This is a genomic window from Neobacillus drentensis (assembly GCF_036962765.1).
Taxonomy (GTDB): domain Bacteria; phylum Bacillota; class Bacilli; order Bacillales; family Cytobacillaceae; genus Neobacillus; species Neobacillus drentensis_C.
In genome coordinates, this window is sequence record NZ_JBALOS010000146.1 from 1 (window position 1) to 15,621 (window position 15,621).

At 40.6% G+C, this 15,621-nt stretch carries 19 protein-coding genes; 8 read left to right on the forward strand and 11 right to left on the reverse strand.

Annotation, left to right across the window (positions count from 1 at the left end; translation table 11 throughout):
* Window positions 1-214: 214 nt before the first annotated feature.
* Complete coding sequence (locus tag V7137_RS18130; RefSeq protein ID WP_335380729.1) at window positions 215-445, reverse strand: hypothetical protein; 231 nt, start codon at window positions 443-445, stop codon at window positions 215-217.
* A gap of 139 nt (window positions 446-584) precedes the next feature.
* Between V7137_RS18130 and pdaB the strand changes: the two genes are divergently transcribed.
* Window positions 585-1,337 (forward strand): polysaccharide deacetylase family sporulation protein PdaB, encoded by a 753-nt coding sequence (pdaB, locus tag V7137_RS18135; RefSeq protein ID WP_335699393.1) that lies wholly within the window; start codon window positions 585-587, stop codon window positions 1,335-1,337.
* A gap of 21 nt (window positions 1,338-1,358) precedes the next feature.
* Here pdaB and V7137_RS18140 read toward each other — a convergent pair whose 3' ends face one another.
* Window positions 1,359-2,051 carry a KinB-signaling pathway activation protein gene (locus tag V7137_RS18140; protein ID WP_218351644.1) on the reverse strand — a complete coding sequence of 231 codons (693 nt, stop codon included), beginning with the start codon at window positions 2,049-2,051 and terminating at the stop codon, window positions 1,359-1,361.
* A 151-nt stretch (window positions 2,052-2,202) separates the two neighbouring features.
* Between V7137_RS18140 and gerD the strand changes: the two genes are divergently transcribed.
* Window positions 2,203-2,808, forward strand: coding sequence for a spore germination lipoprotein GerD (gerD, locus tag V7137_RS18145; protein ID WP_335699394.1), 606 nt, complete (start codon window positions 2,203-2,205; stop codon window positions 2,806-2,808).
* Window positions 2,809-2,886: 78 nt separating this feature from the next.
* Here the strand turns inward: gerD and V7137_RS18150 are convergent, their stop codons facing one another.
* From V7137_RS18150 to V7137_RS18160, 3 genes are all read right to left on the reverse strand, one after another.
* Complete coding sequence (locus V7137_RS18150) at window positions 2,887-3,942, reverse strand: Mrp/NBP35 family ATP-binding protein (protein ID WP_335699395.1); 1,056 nt, start codon at window positions 3,940-3,942, stop codon at window positions 2,887-2,889.
* Window positions 3,943-4,085: 143 nt separating this feature from the next.
* A complete protein-coding gene (gene cwlD, locus V7137_RS18155) occupies window positions 4,086-4,811 on the reverse strand; it encodes an N-acetylmuramoyl-L-alanine amidase CwlD (RefSeq protein WP_335699396.1) in 726 nt (241 codons plus the stop codon).
* Between the two features lie 84 nt (window positions 4,812-4,895).
* Complete coding sequence (locus tag V7137_RS18160) at window positions 4,896-5,339, reverse strand: YbaK family protein (protein WP_218351640.1); 444 nt, start codon at window positions 5,337-5,339, stop codon at window positions 4,896-4,898.
* A 208-nt stretch (window positions 5,340-5,547) separates the two neighbouring features.
* On the opposite strand from V7137_RS18160, the gene V7137_RS18165 reads away from it, so the two are divergent.
* The 6 genes from V7137_RS18165 (at window position 5,548) to V7137_RS18190 (ending at window position 10,984) form a co-directional block, all read left to right on the forward strand.
* Window positions 5,548-6,465 (forward strand): nuclease-related domain-containing protein, encoded by a 918-nt coding sequence (locus V7137_RS18165; RefSeq protein WP_335699397.1) that lies wholly within the window; start codon window positions 5,548-5,550, stop codon window positions 6,463-6,465.
* 571 nt (window positions 6,466-7,036) lie between these two features.
* Complete coding sequence (locus tag V7137_RS18170; RefSeq protein WP_335699398.1) at window positions 7,037-7,753, forward strand: SDR family NAD(P)-dependent oxidoreductase; 717 nt, start codon at window positions 7,037-7,039, stop codon at window positions 7,751-7,753.
* Entirely contained in the window at window positions 7,753-8,781 is a 1,029-nt protein-coding gene (locus tag V7137_RS18175; protein ID WP_335699399.1) for an S-adenosylmethionine:tRNA ribosyltransferase-isomerase, read from the forward strand. Before V7137_RS18170 ends, V7137_RS18175 begins: the two co-directional genes overlap by 1 nt.
* 18 nt (window positions 8,782-8,799) lie before the next feature.
* A complete protein-coding gene (locus V7137_RS18180) occupies window positions 8,800-9,141 on the forward strand; it encodes a VOC family protein (protein ID WP_335699400.1) in 342 nt (113 codons plus the stop codon).
* Between the two features lie 74 nt (window positions 9,142-9,215).
* The gene (locus tag V7137_RS18185) at window positions 9,216-10,328 is read left to right on the forward strand and encodes a GAF domain-containing sensor histidine kinase (RefSeq protein ID WP_335699401.1); all 1,113 of its coding nucleotides are present in this window, start codon (window positions 9,216-9,218) and stop codon (window positions 10,326-10,328) included.
* A 14-nt stretch (window positions 10,329-10,342) separates the two neighbouring features.
* The gene (locus V7137_RS18190; RefSeq protein WP_335699402.1) at window positions 10,343-10,984 is read left to right on the forward strand and encodes a response regulator transcription factor; all 642 of its coding nucleotides are present in this window, start codon (window positions 10,343-10,345) and stop codon (window positions 10,982-10,984) included.
* Between the two features lie 96 nt (window positions 10,985-11,080).
* Here the strand turns inward: V7137_RS18190 and rpsI are convergent, their stop codons facing one another.
* From rpsI to V7137_RS18220, 6 genes are all read right to left on the reverse strand, one after another.
* Window positions 11,081-11,473, reverse strand: a complete 393-nt coding sequence (gene rpsI / locus V7137_RS18195; RefSeq protein ID WP_218350804.1) for a 30S ribosomal protein S9 — start codon at window positions 11,471-11,473, stop codon at window positions 11,081-11,083.
* Between the two features lie 20 nt (window positions 11,474-11,493).
* The gene (gene rplM / locus V7137_RS18200) at window positions 11,494-11,931 is read right to left on the reverse strand and encodes a 50S ribosomal protein L13 (RefSeq protein WP_335699403.1); all 438 of its coding nucleotides are present in this window, start codon (window positions 11,929-11,931) and stop codon (window positions 11,494-11,496) included.
* Window positions 11,932-12,185: 254 nt separating this feature from the next.
* On the reverse strand, window positions 12,186-12,926 hold the full coding sequence (gene truA, locus V7137_RS18205) for a tRNA pseudouridine(38-40) synthase TruA (RefSeq protein ID WP_335699404.1): 741 nt from the start codon (window positions 12,924-12,926) through the stop codon (window positions 12,186-12,188).
* Window positions 12,927-12,938: 12 nt separating this feature from the next.
* The gene (locus V7137_RS18210) at window positions 12,939-13,736 is read right to left on the reverse strand and encodes an energy-coupling factor transporter transmembrane component T family protein (protein WP_335699405.1); all 798 of its coding nucleotides are present in this window, start codon (window positions 13,734-13,736) and stop codon (window positions 12,939-12,941) included.
* Complete coding sequence (locus V7137_RS18215; RefSeq protein ID WP_335699406.1) at window positions 13,733-14,602, reverse strand: energy-coupling factor ABC transporter ATP-binding protein; 870 nt, start codon at window positions 14,600-14,602, stop codon at window positions 13,733-13,735. Before V7137_RS18215 ends, V7137_RS18210 begins: the two co-directional genes overlap by 4 nt.
* Entirely contained in the window at window positions 14,578-15,417 is an 840-nt protein-coding gene (locus V7137_RS18220; protein WP_335699407.1) for an energy-coupling factor ABC transporter ATP-binding protein, read from the reverse strand. Before V7137_RS18220 ends, V7137_RS18215 begins: the two co-directional genes overlap by 25 nt.
* Window positions 15,418-15,621: the final 204 nt, after the last annotated feature.

Consider the following 15,621-nt stretch of genomic DNA (forward strand, 5'->3'; position numbering starts at 1 on the left):
CTAAAATTTATTGTTTGATTGCACGATTTTGTTTGTTTAGTTTTCAAAGAACAATTTCTCTATCGCTCAAAAGCGACTTTATTAATTTATCATCCACAAGACACAATGTCAACAACTTTTTTCGAAGTTTTTTATGTCAGCAGCGACGTTTATTAATATACCAAGATACATATTTATTGTCAACGTATTTGAACAAAAAAAATGAAGTTTTTTCTTATCCCTTTTTCCTATCCTTCTTCCCTCTTCTCATATACTTAAAACAATCATGTGGAGAAGCCACTCTTCGAAAAAGGGTAAACAAAACTTTATATCTTTCTTCCATTGCTCTTTTTACTATATGATCAATCCGATCATCTCTTAAATCAAATAATATTTCATCCATTTCTCTTTTAATAAGGTATTCCATTTCCTTTACTTCTTTATCGTTTATTAGAAGTCCAAACATTGAATAACCTCCAGCGAAATATCTAGTTATTGTAGTATTTTCCAATTATTGAAATTTTATAATAAAAAATTTTCTAATCATATTCTTAAAAAAATCCGCATAGGTTGAGACATGGACAGTATTGGACGAGGTGGGGACGATGAAATTCTTTTTTGTATTTAACGGGAAGTCTTTGAAGAACATTTCACTTATTTTAATTGCTGCATTTTTTACCGCTTGGTTTCTCTACATAGAGAACCTAACACAAATTCCTGTCTTTTCATCAAAAGATGGTCCGAAAGCCATTTATAGAGGGGAAAAAAATCTCGCACTTACTTTTAATATCGGCTGGGGTGACGAAAAGGCAGAGCCTATTTTAGATACGTTAAAGAAGGAAAATGTAAAAGCAGCTACTTTCTTCTTAGCCGGTTCATGGGCAGAGAGACACCCCGACATTGTTAGTCGAATTGTAAAGGATGGTTATGAAATCGGTATTCTTGGTTATGAGTACAAAGATTATCGGGATCTTGAAGATGTGAAGATTGGCCAAGATATCTCAAAAGCTCAAGAAGCCTTTAGGAAACTAAATGTAAAGGATATAAAGTTACTTCGTGCTCCGACCGGACATTTTGATGAGCGTACCTTAAAAATTGCCAAGCGGTATGGATATACTGTTGTCCATTGGAGTGTCGATTCAAAAGACTGGAATAATCCAGGTGTACCAACCATTGTCAAAAACGTCGATAAAGCAGACAAAGGCGATATTGTTCTGCTTCATGCTTCCGATTCTGCTAAACAGACAGCAAAAGCATTGCCATTAATTGTAAAAAACATCCATCAAAAAGGGTATAAATTAGTTTCTGTATCTGAAATGATTGCGAATGGAGAGGCCAATTCAAGAGAAATAAGGTAAATAAAAAAACCGTCCAATTGATTAAATGGACGGTTTCTTTGTCTTTTTCATGTTTGCTGGTTTATTATTTTTTGATTGACCTTGGGATTGACTTGCCCTTTTTTGTCTTTCCTGTTCAGATTGCATGTTTAATTTATGCAAAATTAATAATTGATAACCATTACATGCCATTAGAGCAAACATCATGAGGAAAAGCCAGCTCTTTTCATTTACACGAAGAACGGGCACCCACTCAATCAAGGTAACCACGATCATAAAGAACATGGCAGGAATAAATGCGTCACGATTCGTCTGTTTCACTTTATACCAGGCTACCGCCAAACTAATGACAAATAGAATGATAGCCGGACCAAAGTAAGGCAGCACAGAATCATTTGGACCTGCAAAATTTTCGTATCGTAGATACACCAAATCAAATAAACCAAAGAGAATAAGGACGATTTGAACAGCATTCCACAGTGAAACCGATTTAAAGATTCCTAGACCAAAACGATGAACGGTTAAATATGCAAAAAAGCCCATTTGGCTTATGACACTAAACAAAAAGCCCATGACAATTAACCAAATCAATGTCGACAAAATATCAATGACTTTAAATTCAGTAAAATAGGGCTCAAACTCATTCCAGCGAACAATAAAGCCCACAATAGCCGTTGTGAGTCCGCCCACTAGTAATGTATTGATAAATAGTTTTACCCAATTACGGCTTGTCACACTATAAACCTCCATACTACAAAAATAAACAACATAATGATTGTACCAAGCCAAAATTGAAAAATCCATATTTTATAATTCCTTATGCATAAACTTCCAGCAGTTACTACATGCTAAACTTAAGGATTTTTATGTGAAAGGGGCTTATTTTATGAAAGCAAAAAGCATGTTGCTCCTCCTGCCCATCATGGTGTTCCTGACAAGTTGTTCTCCCAATGAGGCCAGCGGAGGAGGACAAATTGATTATGAAGAAACTAAGAAAATGGTAGTTGATATTCTTAAAACGGATGATGGTAAGAAAGCAATCCAAGATGTGATGTCCAGTGATAGTATGAAGGAAAAGCTGGTGATGGATCAAAAAGTTGTTACTGATACGATTGAGCAAACACTGTCATCAGATAAAGCAAAAGATTATTGGAAAAAAACGTTTAGTGATCCAAAATTCACACAAAGCGTTTCAAAAAACTTAAAAACAGAAAACAAAAAGTTACTCAAAGAATTAATGAATGACCCGGAATATAGAGGGATGATGATTGAAGTTTTTAAAGAACCTGAAATCCAAAAAGAGATGGCCGATGCTTTAAAAAGCAAAGAATACCGCGCGCATCTTCAGAAAGTCATTACAGAAACGGTTGATAGTCCCTTATTTAAAGCGAAAATACAAGAATTGCTCTTAAAGGCTGCAGAAGAAGCGAATAGCAAATCCGGTTCTAAAAGCCAAAGCGGCAGCAAAACCGACACAGGTGGCGGAAGCTAATTGGTAAGGTATGGTAATGTAAGCCAACAAAAAGAGAAGCCTATTCCACAGCGGAAGAAGCTTCTCTTTTTCATTTATTTATTTTTTTAGTAAGGCGGTTACTTTTTCAGCTATTTCTAAATAAACTTTTCCGCTCTGATGGTCTTCTTGATAGATAGATGGAGCAAAGTCTTCGTCGTTCCAATCAGGCTGGTTAAGCGGCAGACGACCGAGTACTTCTGTATTCAATTCCTCCGCCAATTTATCGCCGCCGCCTTGGCCGAATACATATTCCTTTTCTCCGGTCAACTTACTTTCAAAGTATGCCATGTTTTCAATAACACCTAGAACTTCATGGTCTGTTTTAAGTGCCATTGCGCCCGCACGTGCAGCCACAAACGCAGCTGTTGGATGTGGAGTGGTTACAATGATTTCTTTACATGCCGGCAGCATGGTATGAACGTCTAATGCAACATCCCCTGTTCCAGGCGGTAAATCTAACAGTAGATAGTCGATATCGCCCCACTCTACTTCACTAAAGAAACTGTTTAACATTTTCCCTAACATCGGGCCACGCCAAATAATTGGAGAATTGTCTTCAACAAAGAAGCCCATTGAAATCACTTGAACGCCAAAACGTTCTACCGGAATGATTTTTTCCCCTCTGACCACAGGTCTTTGCGTAATCCCCATCATATCAGGCACACTAAAGCCATAAATATCGGCATCAATCAATCCAACCTTTTTGCCTAAACGCGCAAGTGCCACAGCTAGGTTCACTGATACCGTTGATTTTCCAACGCCGCCTTTTCCACTGGCAATCGCAATGAAGGTTGTTTTATTTGAATTAAGCAAATTAGTATCATTAGTTTCTGGTTCCGCATGGCGATGTGCAGCTAATACTTCCTCAGGCAGATCACTAAAGCGGATTCCAACGGATGCCGCTCCAACCTCTTTTAACACGTTAACGATTTGTGTTTGTAGCTGAAGTTGTTCGGATGTACCAGTTTTCGCGATGGCTACTTTTACGCTGACATGGTTTTTTTCTTCTTTAATTTTAATTTCGACAATAGCATTTAATTCAGCTAATGTTTTATGTAAAAATGGTTCTTTAAGGCTGCCAAGAACCTCATGGACTCTTTCCTCTGTTAACATAAAAAAGCACCTCACCTTTTGAATTCGTTTCCACTCTCAGTATATCATAATCAGGACAAGAAACAGTTAATTGAATCACACGTATTTATTATCGGAAAGCAAGCATTTAACAAAAAAATAGAAGGTGTTTTTCACCTTCACCTTCAATACTCTGGTTCGACTAGTTCTTTTTCGTTGGTGTAATAACGAGTAATTCCTTGATAGATGGAGACCGCAATTTTATCCTGGTAAGAATCCTTTTTTAACTTTTCCTTTTCGGCCGGATTGGATAAAAAGCCAACCTCCACCAATACGCCGGGCTTCTTTGCATTTTTTAAGATATAAACATTATTAATGGGTTTCGCTCGTCGCGTCGTGTTCTTTAAATTTGTGCGCAGCTCATCTTGGATAAACTTGGCTGCCTCTGCATTTTCCTTATATTGAGGCGCATAGAAGGTTTGGGCCCCGCTCCATCTGGAAGAAGGAATCGCATTTAAATGAATGCTGACAAAAAAGTCATTATCGCCACTATTGATCATCTTGAGTCTATTTTTTAAATCTTCCACTTTTCTTCGACTGTAACCTCTTGTATCAGAGGCCGCTAAATCAGTATCTGTTTCTCTGGTCATAATGACAAGGGCCCCCTGCATTTGCAAGTAATCCCGGACTTTTTTGGTAATATCTAGGGCAATGTCTTTTTCTAACGTTTGACCCGTTCCAGCGCCGCCATCTGGACCGCCATGGCCCGGGTCAAGTAAGATGATTTTTCCCGATAACGGAAGATTCCACGCATTCAACGAGTCATCATCAACAAAGTCGTATTGTAAAACGAAAAATAAGACACACAAGCCCACAATAAAACTAATTATTTTCAGTCTTCGCTTTGACACCCCAATCATTCCTTCCCGCTCGTCCCTATTCTCTAAACTATATGGGACAAAGGGGGGATTTAGAACAGGAAGAAATGCCGGACATTAGTGGAGGCGGAGCTTGTGGCGCCTTTGCCCTTTTTCAAAACCTTCTCTCCACCAGATATGGATGTACTGCTCACATAGATAATACAGTGATTCACTCATGGTACCCTCCTCACCGCTTCCCCAGTAAAGGAAAAAGTTATAAAGTGTATCAATTAAGTGCTTTTCTTCGCGATAGCAGCGTTTGCGGACATCATCAAGGGTTTCGCCATGATAACCAAACTTACTAAATTTTGCTCCCAACAAAAAGGCTTCAAGAGCAATGTCGTAGCAAGCTTCTTCTATGCCTGTATTCATAATGAGGCTGGAAGCAATTTTAGTTGAACCAAAGTACTGTTGGACTCGTTCTTTTAATGTATTAATCGATAACTCCCGAAGGACGGAACGCTCATATTTTATTTGTTTTTCCCGTTTTTTTTCTTTAAAGGTCGTAATTACTGTCACTACTCTTCACCTCTTAGAACTATTCTTTATCTGGGGTTCAGAAGAAATGCAAGGTTACGATCAAATTAAGTTGCCAATTTTTATCCGATGGATTGGTCGCATTTGTCGCTCTGGTCCGCTGATTGTTAACAAAGTATTCAAACAATTACGTAGTTATTTTTTGTAAAATTAAGGAGGAGTATTTTAAAAAAGGGAAAGGAAGTGGGATATGCCGCCTTATAAACCACGAATTAAGTCGAAAGAATTAAGGATTCTGAGTTCGTTAAACGCACGAATGGAGTTATCTTCAAAGGACAAACAGCATTATGCTTATCTTGAAAAAGGATACCAGGGTGAGGTAGTCTTTGACCAGATAACCGCAAAGCTTGAGAATGACTTGTACGTTTTAAATGATTTGTGCCTCGAGCACAATAAATCCGTTTTTCAAATTGATACATTGGTTATTGCTCAGCATACAATTTACCCATATGAAGTAAAAAACTATGAGGGCGATTATAGGTATGATTTAGGCAATTTCTATCCAAAATTATCTAAGGACGAAATAAAAAATCCGTTGGATCAATTAAAACGGATAAAGGCCCTTCTCCGCCCGCTCCTTAAAAATCTTGGCTTTTATTTACCTATTGAAGGTGACGTAACCTTTGTAAACCCCCACTTCACCTTATATCAAGCCCCATTAAATGAGTCGATTATTCACCCCACTCAACTTAATGCCCTGATGAAAAAATTAAATGAAATCCCGTCAAAACTAACGCACCGCCACAAAATGCTTGCGGACCAATTGATCTCCATGCATCAAATCGATTCTCCCTATACCCGCTATCCACCATACAGCTATGATCAATTGGACAAGGGGATTACGTGTGAAAAGTGTCACTCGTTCCTATCGTCAGTTGTGGAAAAGAAGCCGATAGTGTGCGATAAATGCGGGCATGAGGAAACTGTCGATTCAGCTATATTACGGTGCGTGGAAGAGTTAATGCTGCTTTTTCCTGAAAGAAAAATTACTACCAATGGGGTTTATGAGTGGTGTGGGGTGATTGGGTCTAGAAAATTGATACGGAGAGTGCTAATGCAGAACTATAAGTCAGTGGGACAAAGGCAACATAGGTATTTTGAAAAATAGTTGTTGAAGTAGATTTCTATTATTGACCATTTTACGCCCTTCCTTTTGCGAGGAAGGGTGTTATTTTGTATTTGGGGTATATGGATCATCTTTCATTTACCGCCGGCGCTCTCTTTTCTCTTACAAGGGCAATGGAATATCTTTTCATTTACCTTCGTGGCTCTTTTTTCCCTTACAAGGGCAATGGAATCCCTTTTCATTTACCTTCGTAGCTCTTTTTTCCCTTACAAGGGAAATGGAACTCCTTTTCATTTACCTTCGAGGCCCTTTTTTCCATCGCAAAGGGAAATGTAATCCCTTTTCATTTACCTTCGTAGCTCTTTTTTCCCTTACAAGGGAAATGGAACTCCCTTTCATTTACCGCCTGGGCTCTTTTTTCCCTAACAAGGGAGAGATACTCCCTTCCATTTCCCGCAGCTACTCTTTCAAACACTCCCTCTGATTTCCTTTCAATCGTTAATCCGTCTTCCCTCAGTCTAAAGTTGTAGGAAAACTTCAAGCTTTTTTCTGAGGGATGATTTTCCAGAAACCGTTATGCTTAAGACATCAAGAAACGAAGGGGAGAGAAGATATGAATAATAAAGTTGTGATGATTACTGGGGCTTCGAAAGGTTTGGGTCGAGCGTTGACATTGGCTTTTGCAAATGAAGGAGCAAAGCTTGCGATCTGCTCCAGGACTCAGGATAAACTGCTAAAGGTGAAAGAGGAAGCTCAAAAATTAGGTGCTGAGGTTCTTGTGGTTACGGCGGATATTTCCAACTCACGGGATGTGGAGCGATTCGTTGCGATGACAGAGGAAGCTTTTGGCCATATTGATGTCCTAATTAATAATGCATCTATTTTGGGACCTAGTCCAATGCCCTACCTACTTGATTACCCTGAGGAGGATTTTGCCGAAGTGCTGAAGGTGAATGCTGTTTCACCATTCTTAGTAACGAGAAGAGTGATTCCGGGGATGCTTGAGCGGAATGAAGGCTCTATTATCAATGTGACTTCTGAAGCTGGACATACGGGTTATGCTGGCTGGGGTGCATATGGAATTTCCAAATTTGCCGTGGAGGGCCTCACCCAAACGTGGGCGGATGAATTAAGGGAGACAAACGTTCGGGTAAACATGGTCGACCCAGGCGAAATGGATACAGACATGCATCAATTGGCCGTCCCTGATTGTGATTACTCATTGGCAAAGCCAGAGGATATTGTCGACATATTTTTATACCTAGCCTCCAATAAGTCGACTGGCGTAAATGGCCAGCGCTTTGAGGCCCAATCTGGGGAGGGATTATGATGGCGACTCGAGCATTAGATTTTTACCTGCCTGAAGAATTGAATGCTTCCCTTCCCCCTGAAAAACGAGGTTTACGCAGGGATCATGTGCGGATGATGGTTCTCGACCGCGTTACAGGGGATATCAGCCATGACCATTTCTTTGACTTGGCTAAATACCTGGAGCCTGGCGACCTTCTCATTGCCAATAACAGCCGGACCATCCCCGCGGTCCTGCACGCCAATTGGATACGAAACTCGGAACTCATCGTACCAAATGTTGAAGTCAGGCTGGCTAGGCGCTGTGGCGAGGATCTATGGGAGGCCCTAATTGTAGCCGCCCCAGTCAAACCGGGTGATATGCTCGAATTTTCAGCAGACTTATCCGCTATGGCGATTGCCGAAAAAGGGAATTCTCCTTTAAAAATCATTGAATTTACGAAAAAAGGAACGGAATTATTTAATAGTATCTATACCCTTGGTGAACCGATCCGTTATGAATATATCGATAAGCCCTGGGCCCTGGATTACTATCAAACCATATTTGCCAGTCATCCTGGTTCCGTGGAAATGCCCTCCGCAGGCAGAGCGTTTAGCTGGGAGTTAATTTTCAAATTAAAGCGGTTAAACATCCAGCTAGACTTTATCCAATTGCATACAGGCTTAAGTTACTTGCTTGATGATTCCTATCATCAGACACCTGAAGAAAATGTTGAGGAGTATCGGATCTCTGAACGGACAATGGAACGGATTCTTCAAACAAAAGCGGCGGGAAACCGGGTCATTGCGGTTGGTACCACCGTTGTTCGTGCTCTTGAGAGTGCAGCTAGAAATGGGGTCCTTTCGGGAACAACTAATCTCTATATCGATTCCCACTTCCCTTTAAAGATAGCTGATGGAATCATTACCGGTTTTCATGAACCGCAAGCCAGCCACCTCGACATGCTGTCAGCCTTCGTCTCAGAGCAGCATTTGCTTCAGGCCTATAATCATGCAATCGTAGCCGGCTATTTATGGCATGAGTTCGGGGATATGAATCTAATTTTATGAATCGGAGGAGACACAAACATGTGGTTCCATCATTATGGTATAGAAGTAACTAATCTCGAGGAGTCTGTAGCTTTTTACAAAAAGCACTTAGGACTTGAGGAAGAAAGACGAATCTTTTTCATGGGGGAAGAGATTGTGTTTCTGGCTGCAGGGGATTTCAGGTTAGAGCTCATTTCCAGTCCATGCGAAGGAACTCATTTATGCTTTGAAGTAAATGATCTCAATGTAGCCATCAACCAGTTCGATGCTAATCGAAAAATCGAAGGGCCTTACAAGTTAGACAACGGATGGAAGACCATTTTTTTTGAAGGACCCAATAATGAGGTGATAGAGTTTTTGCAGGTAAGATCTGGTTCATAAAACCTAAAAAGAAGCTAAAACCTTCACCCAATAAGCTATAATAATAGTAGATGCAGATCCTGGAGGAGAAAGGTATGTCGGAAGCGAATAAAGATATCGGCATTTTAAAAGAAATCGCTGAGCTGTTAAATGAAGGAACCGATACAAAGGATGTCCTGTCTGGAGTGTTGAAAAGACTACTTCAGGTGACAGGACTGCAAACAGGCTGGATTTTTTTAATGGATGAAACGGGTGCACATCAACTAGCAGCCGCCGAAGCCCTGCCCCCTGCTCTGGCAAATAACGAGAATCAAAGAATGTGTCAGGGCGGGTGCTGGTGCGTCAACAAATATAATAATAAAAAATTAACGAAAGCAACTAATATTATGGAGTGTAAACGGATTGAAGACGCACTCGAAGAACTTGCAGGAGAAACGTGCGGACTGACCCATCATGCTACCGTCCCGCTCGGGGCAGCAAATGAACGATTTGGGATCTTAAACGTTGGTTCGCCATATAAGACACATTTTAAGAAAGAGGAACTCGCCTTGCTTGAAGCCGTTGCCTATCAAATTGGTACCGCATTAAAACGAATTAAATTAACGCAACGCGAACAAGAAAATGCACTGGTCACCGAGCGAAATCGACTGGCAAGAGATCTTCACGATTCTGTTAATCAACTGTTATTTTCCTTAAGCCTGACTGCAAGGGCAGGCGTCGAAATGACGGAACAGGAAGAGGTAAAACAAACATTTGGCTATATACAAGATTTGGCACAGGAAGCGCTTGGGGAAATGAGGGCATTAATTTGGCAGCTGCGGCCGCTTGGACTTGAAAATGGTGTCGTTAGCGCCTTGAGAAGTTATGCTGAAATGCTTGGCCTATCCATAGAAACTGACATCACAGGAGCTGCCAGTATTCCTGGAACGGTAGAGGAAACATTGTGGCGGATCGGCCAAGAGGCGCTGGCCAATTGTAAAAAGCACTCCCAGACCACAGTAGCCCATCTCACCTTTCATACTGCCAAGGACGAGATTGTCATGTCCATAAAGGACGACGGCTGCGGCTTTCACTATGGGGAAAATATCGAGATCCCTTCATTAGGATTAAAAAACATGAAAACCAGAACAGAGGCATTAAACGGCCAATTTCATTTAAAAAGCAAACCAGGAAGCGGGACAGAAATAGAAATCCGTATTCCTTTTTAGAAAGGAGAATTGCTGTGAGTATACGCATCCTAATTGCCGATGATCATCACGTCGTCAGAAGAGGTCTGGTCTTTTTTCTTCGGACCCAAAAAGATCTTGAAGTGATCGGTGAAGCGGCCAATGGCAAGGAAGCCGTTGAACAGGCCCAATTATTAAAACCCGATATCATTTTAATGGATCTCATCATGCCGGAAATGGACGGAATCCAGGCAACAAAAATCATAAAAGAACAGCAGCCCGAAATTAAAATTATGATGTTAACCAGCTTTTCAGATCAAGACCATGTCATCCCAGCACTCGAAGCAGGTGCATCAGGATTTCAACTAAAAGACATCCAGCCTGATGAACTGGTCACGTCGATTAAAAAAATCATCGGTGGAGAAAACCAGCTCCACCCGAAGGCTACCACTCATTTACTAGCCAATTTGTCTAATAAAGCAAAGCAAGAAAAGGATTTACTAGCGGAATTAACAAAACGAGAGGTAGATGTGTTAAAAGAAATTGCCAAAGGAAAAAGCAATAAAGAAATCGCCGCTTCCTTATTTATTACTGAAAAAACAGTGAAAACACATGTTTCCAATCTATTATCAAAACTCGAACTGGCCGACCGGACACAAGCCGCCCTCTTTGCTGTCAAAAATCAATTAGCAAACTAAACGGATGTAAGTGAAAAGCTTACATCCGTTTTTGTTTATTATCAAACAAAAAAAGACCCCCAAACCAAAGGTTTGAGAGTCTTTGAAACGTAAAAATTAACGTTTTGAGAACTGAGGCGCACGACGAGCACCTTTAAGACCGTATTTTTTACGTTCTTTCATACGTGCATCACGAGTTAATAATCCAGCGCGCTTTAATGTTGGACGGAATTCAGGGTCAGCTTGTAGTAATGCGCGAGCAATACCGTGGCGAATTGCGCCAGCTTGACCAGTGTATCCACCGCCGCTTACGTTTACAAGAACATCGTAGCTTCCTACAGTTTCAGTAGCTACTAATGGTTGTCTTACAACAACACGTAAAGCTTCAAATGGGATATAATCTTCGATTTCACGACCATTAACAATAATTTTACCTGTGCCTGGTACTAAACGCACACGTGCGACAGAACTCTTACGGCGACCTGTACCGATATATTGAACTTGTGCCAAGTTAATTCCCTCCCTCTTTATTAACCGCGAAGTTCGTAAACTTCAGGTTGTTGTGCTTGGTGCGGATGTTCGCTGCCAGCATATACATGTAATTTTTTAAACATTTGACGGCCAAGAGAATTCTTTGGAAGCATACCTTTAACAGCAAGCTCGATCATTTTCTCAGCATAGTTAGTACGCATTTCTAGAGCTGTTCTAGTTTTTAAACCACCTGGGTGATTAGTGTGACGGTAGTAAATCTTGTCAGTTAATTTCTTACCAGTAAGTTCTACTTTAGAAGCGTTAAGAATGATTACATTATCACCAGTGTCAACATGTGGTGTAAAAGTTGGTTTGTTTTTACCACGTAAAATTGATGCTACTTCAGAAGCAAGACGTCCAAGAGTTTTGCCCTCAGCATCAATTACGTACCATTTACGCTCGATAGTGTTGGCATTTGCCATAAACGTTGTACGCATGAGTTTCCCTCCTAATTTAAATCCATAAAAGATTATTGTTTTCGCACTTTTAAAGTAATTAGAGTTGCATTCTGTTCCGGGAATGAACATCTAATACCCTTGTGCGGTTAAGTTTGTATTCATATATTTTCAATCACGATGAAGACTTTCCGGGGCTTTATCGTGGGATTAAAAACACGCACATATAATATAATAAGTTCTATACGGCGATATGTCAAGAAAATGTTACACCAGGTAAAGTTGTTTAGCTGATTTTATTCATAAAACACTTCCCAAAGGTATAATCCGTGACCAGGAGCTGTTTTTCCAGACAGTGTCCGGTCTTTATGCGCCAATATTATCGGGATGTCCTCTGGGCTTCGTTCACCTGATCCGACCTCTAATAAAGTTCCTACCAAAATGCGAACCATATTATACAAAAAGCCATTTCCAACAAAGCGGATCGTTAAACGTTGATTCTCGCAAGTAAAATCAATCAATCTAATTGTTCGAACTTTATCTTCCACTTCTGTCTTTGCCGCACAAAAACTAGTAAAGTCATGGGTACCTAGGAAAAATTTACTTGCCTGTTCCATCGCGTTCAAATTTAAAGCGTATGGATACTGGTAAGCAAAATTCCTCTGAAAAGGATCCCGTTTTGAAGATAAATGGAGCACATAGCGGTATTCCTTCCCTTTCGCATCAAAGCGCGCGTGAAACGAATCATCCACCGAAACAGCTGAAAGAACTGAAATATCTTCAGGAAGCATAGAATTCAACGCTCGTTCCCATTTTTCTTCCGGAATTTGGAGCGGTGAATCAAAATGAATCACTTGTCCTTTAGCGTGGACACCCGCATCCGTGCGTCCAGAAGCGAAGACCTTCACCGCTTCGCCTTTATGCATTTTTGTTAAAACAGACTCTAATACCGACTGTACAGTCCGCTTATTAGGCTGGACCTGATAGCCGGAAAAGCCAGAGCCGTCATAGGAAATGATACATTTATACCTTGGCATGGTTTCGCTCCATTATGAACGTAATAATAATAAAAGAATCGTGATAAGGACTAATAGAACCATCTGCAGGGAATCTGTCATCTTCCAGGTTAATTCCCGGTACTTTGTTCTTCCTTCCCCGCCTTGATAGCCTCTTGCTTCCATCGCAATTGCCAGTTCCTCAGCCCGTTTAAACGAGCTGACAAACAAAGGGATCAGGAGTGGAATAACGGCTTTGATTCGTTCTTTAAACGGTCCACTTGCAAACTCTACTCCTCTGGCAATTTGCGCCTTCATAATCTTATCTGTTTCCTGCATTAGTGTAGGAATAAATCGTAATGATATTGACATCATTAACGCCATCTCATGGACAGGGAAACGTACCTTTTTTAAAGGATGTAACAATGTTTCCAGACCATCGGTGATTTCAATGGGTGTAGTCGTCAACGTCAACAGCGACGTCATTAGGATTAAGAAAAAGAATCGTAAGGAAATAAAAATCCCCTGTCTGACCCCTTCTTCATAAATCTTTAGCGGTCCCAGTTCATATAAAAGGGTACCCTCTTTTGTAAAAAACAATTGAAGAACTAATGTAAAAAGAACAAGCCAGATCACCGGCTTTAGTCCAACATACAAGAAGCGAACTGGGACACGTGACAATCCGAGCATCAAAAAAGTATAAATGCCAATAAGTGCATAGGTAACCACATTATTTGCTAGAAAGATAATACAGACAAATAGAAAAATCATAATTAATTTGGAACGGGGATCCATCTTATGAATCACCGAATCAGCAGGGACATAGCGGCCAAAAATCATTTTATCCATCATAAGCGAACACCTCTACCTAACACTTTAGTGACAGCAGTAGACAATTCGTCGATGGTTAGATAAATTTTTCCTAAATTAATGCCTAATTTGTCCTCTAGCATCAGTTGAAAACGAACAACTTCCGGAACATCAAGACCCATTTCAACGAGTTCGACGGGTGCAGAGAAGATCTCTTCGGGTGTTCCTTTTTTGACGACCTTCCCCTGCTGCATAATAACAATCTGGTCTGCATATCTTGCAGCATCCTCCATACTATGCGTTACCAGAATAGTAGACAGGTTTCTTTCTTGATGAAGGGAGTAAAACATATCCATAACTTCTTTACGGCCTCTCGGGTCTAACCCAGCGGTAGGCTCGTCCAGGACAATGACATCAGGTTCCATTGCAAGGACACCAGCAATGGCCACGCGACGCATTTGTCCCCCAGAGAGATCAAAGGGGGATTTTTCAAGAATTTCTTCCCCTAATCCCACTTGTTTAAGGGCAATACGTGCTCGTTCCTTTGCTTCACTTTCAGAAACACCAAAATTCATCGGCCCAAAAATAATGTCCTTTTCAACTGTTTCTTCAAACAATTGATGTTCTGGAAATTGAAAAACAATCCCAACCCGTTGGCGAATCTTCTTCAAATTTTTATTTTTTTGTGAGGCTTTAATTTCATGTTCCCCAATCGTAACTGATCCTTTTGTAGGTTGCAGTAGTACGTTTAGATGCTGCAAGACGGTTGACTTTCCTGAGCCAGTATGGCCAATAATAGCCATGTACACGCCTGTTGGAATGTCGATGGATACGTCCTCGATGGCTAATCGTTCAAAAGGCGTATTTACTTGATAACGATAATCTACATGCTTGAGCGAGATGTCCATAATTCTGTCACCAACTCTTCTTCCGATAAATAGTGTCTCGATAGTTGAATACCCTTATCCCGAAATGCTTTAGTCATTTTTACTGAAAAGGGAATATCTAAGCCTAATTGAACTAATTGTTCATCCATCGAGAATATTTCTTCAGGTATTCCTTCACGGAAGACTTCCCCTTTGTTCATCACAATAATCCGATCAGCTTTAGCTGCCTCTTCTAAGTCATGCGTAATTGAAATCACCGTTAACGATTTCTCTGCTTTTAATAATCGAACCGTCTCCAATACCTCTTCCCGACCCCTAGGATCAAGCATGGATGTAGCCTCATCAAGAATGATTATGGACGGTCGTAAGGCAAGGATACCTGCGATTGCAACACGTTGTTTCTGGCCTCCAGAGAGATGGTGGGGCTCTTGATGCAGAAACTTATCCATCTTAACCCTCTTTAACGAATCCTCGACTCTTATCACCATTTCGTCTCTAGGAATACCGTTATTTTCTAAACCAAAAGCCACATCATCCTGTACAGTCGTACCTACAAACTGGTTATCAGGATTTTGAAAAACCATCCCAATTTTTTTGCGGATATCCCAAATTGATTCCTCGTCAAGCTTGATGCCACTAACAGTAATTTGACCACTTTGAGGAAAATGAAGGCCATTTAATAGTTTTGCCATCGTTGATTTACCCGAACCATTATGTCCAACAATAGCCAGCCATTCCCCCTCATAAATATCAAAAGAAACATTATTGAGAGCATAGCATTCTTGATCGTCGTATTGAAAAGATATTCCTTCAAGAGATACAATTGCCTTTTTCATCAGGATCTTCCTCCTCTCAGCTAAACTATTCTCTGCTCTATTTTTTTACATATAAAAAAAAGCCTGCACCTCGTCCCCGGGCAGCAACGACACAACTGCAAGTAAGGGATTTCAATAAAGAAATGGGAGGAGGTGCATGAGCTAGACGAGTCATAAAATTATTCACGCATCCTATCAATGCGGCAGAATAAAAGATTGATGATA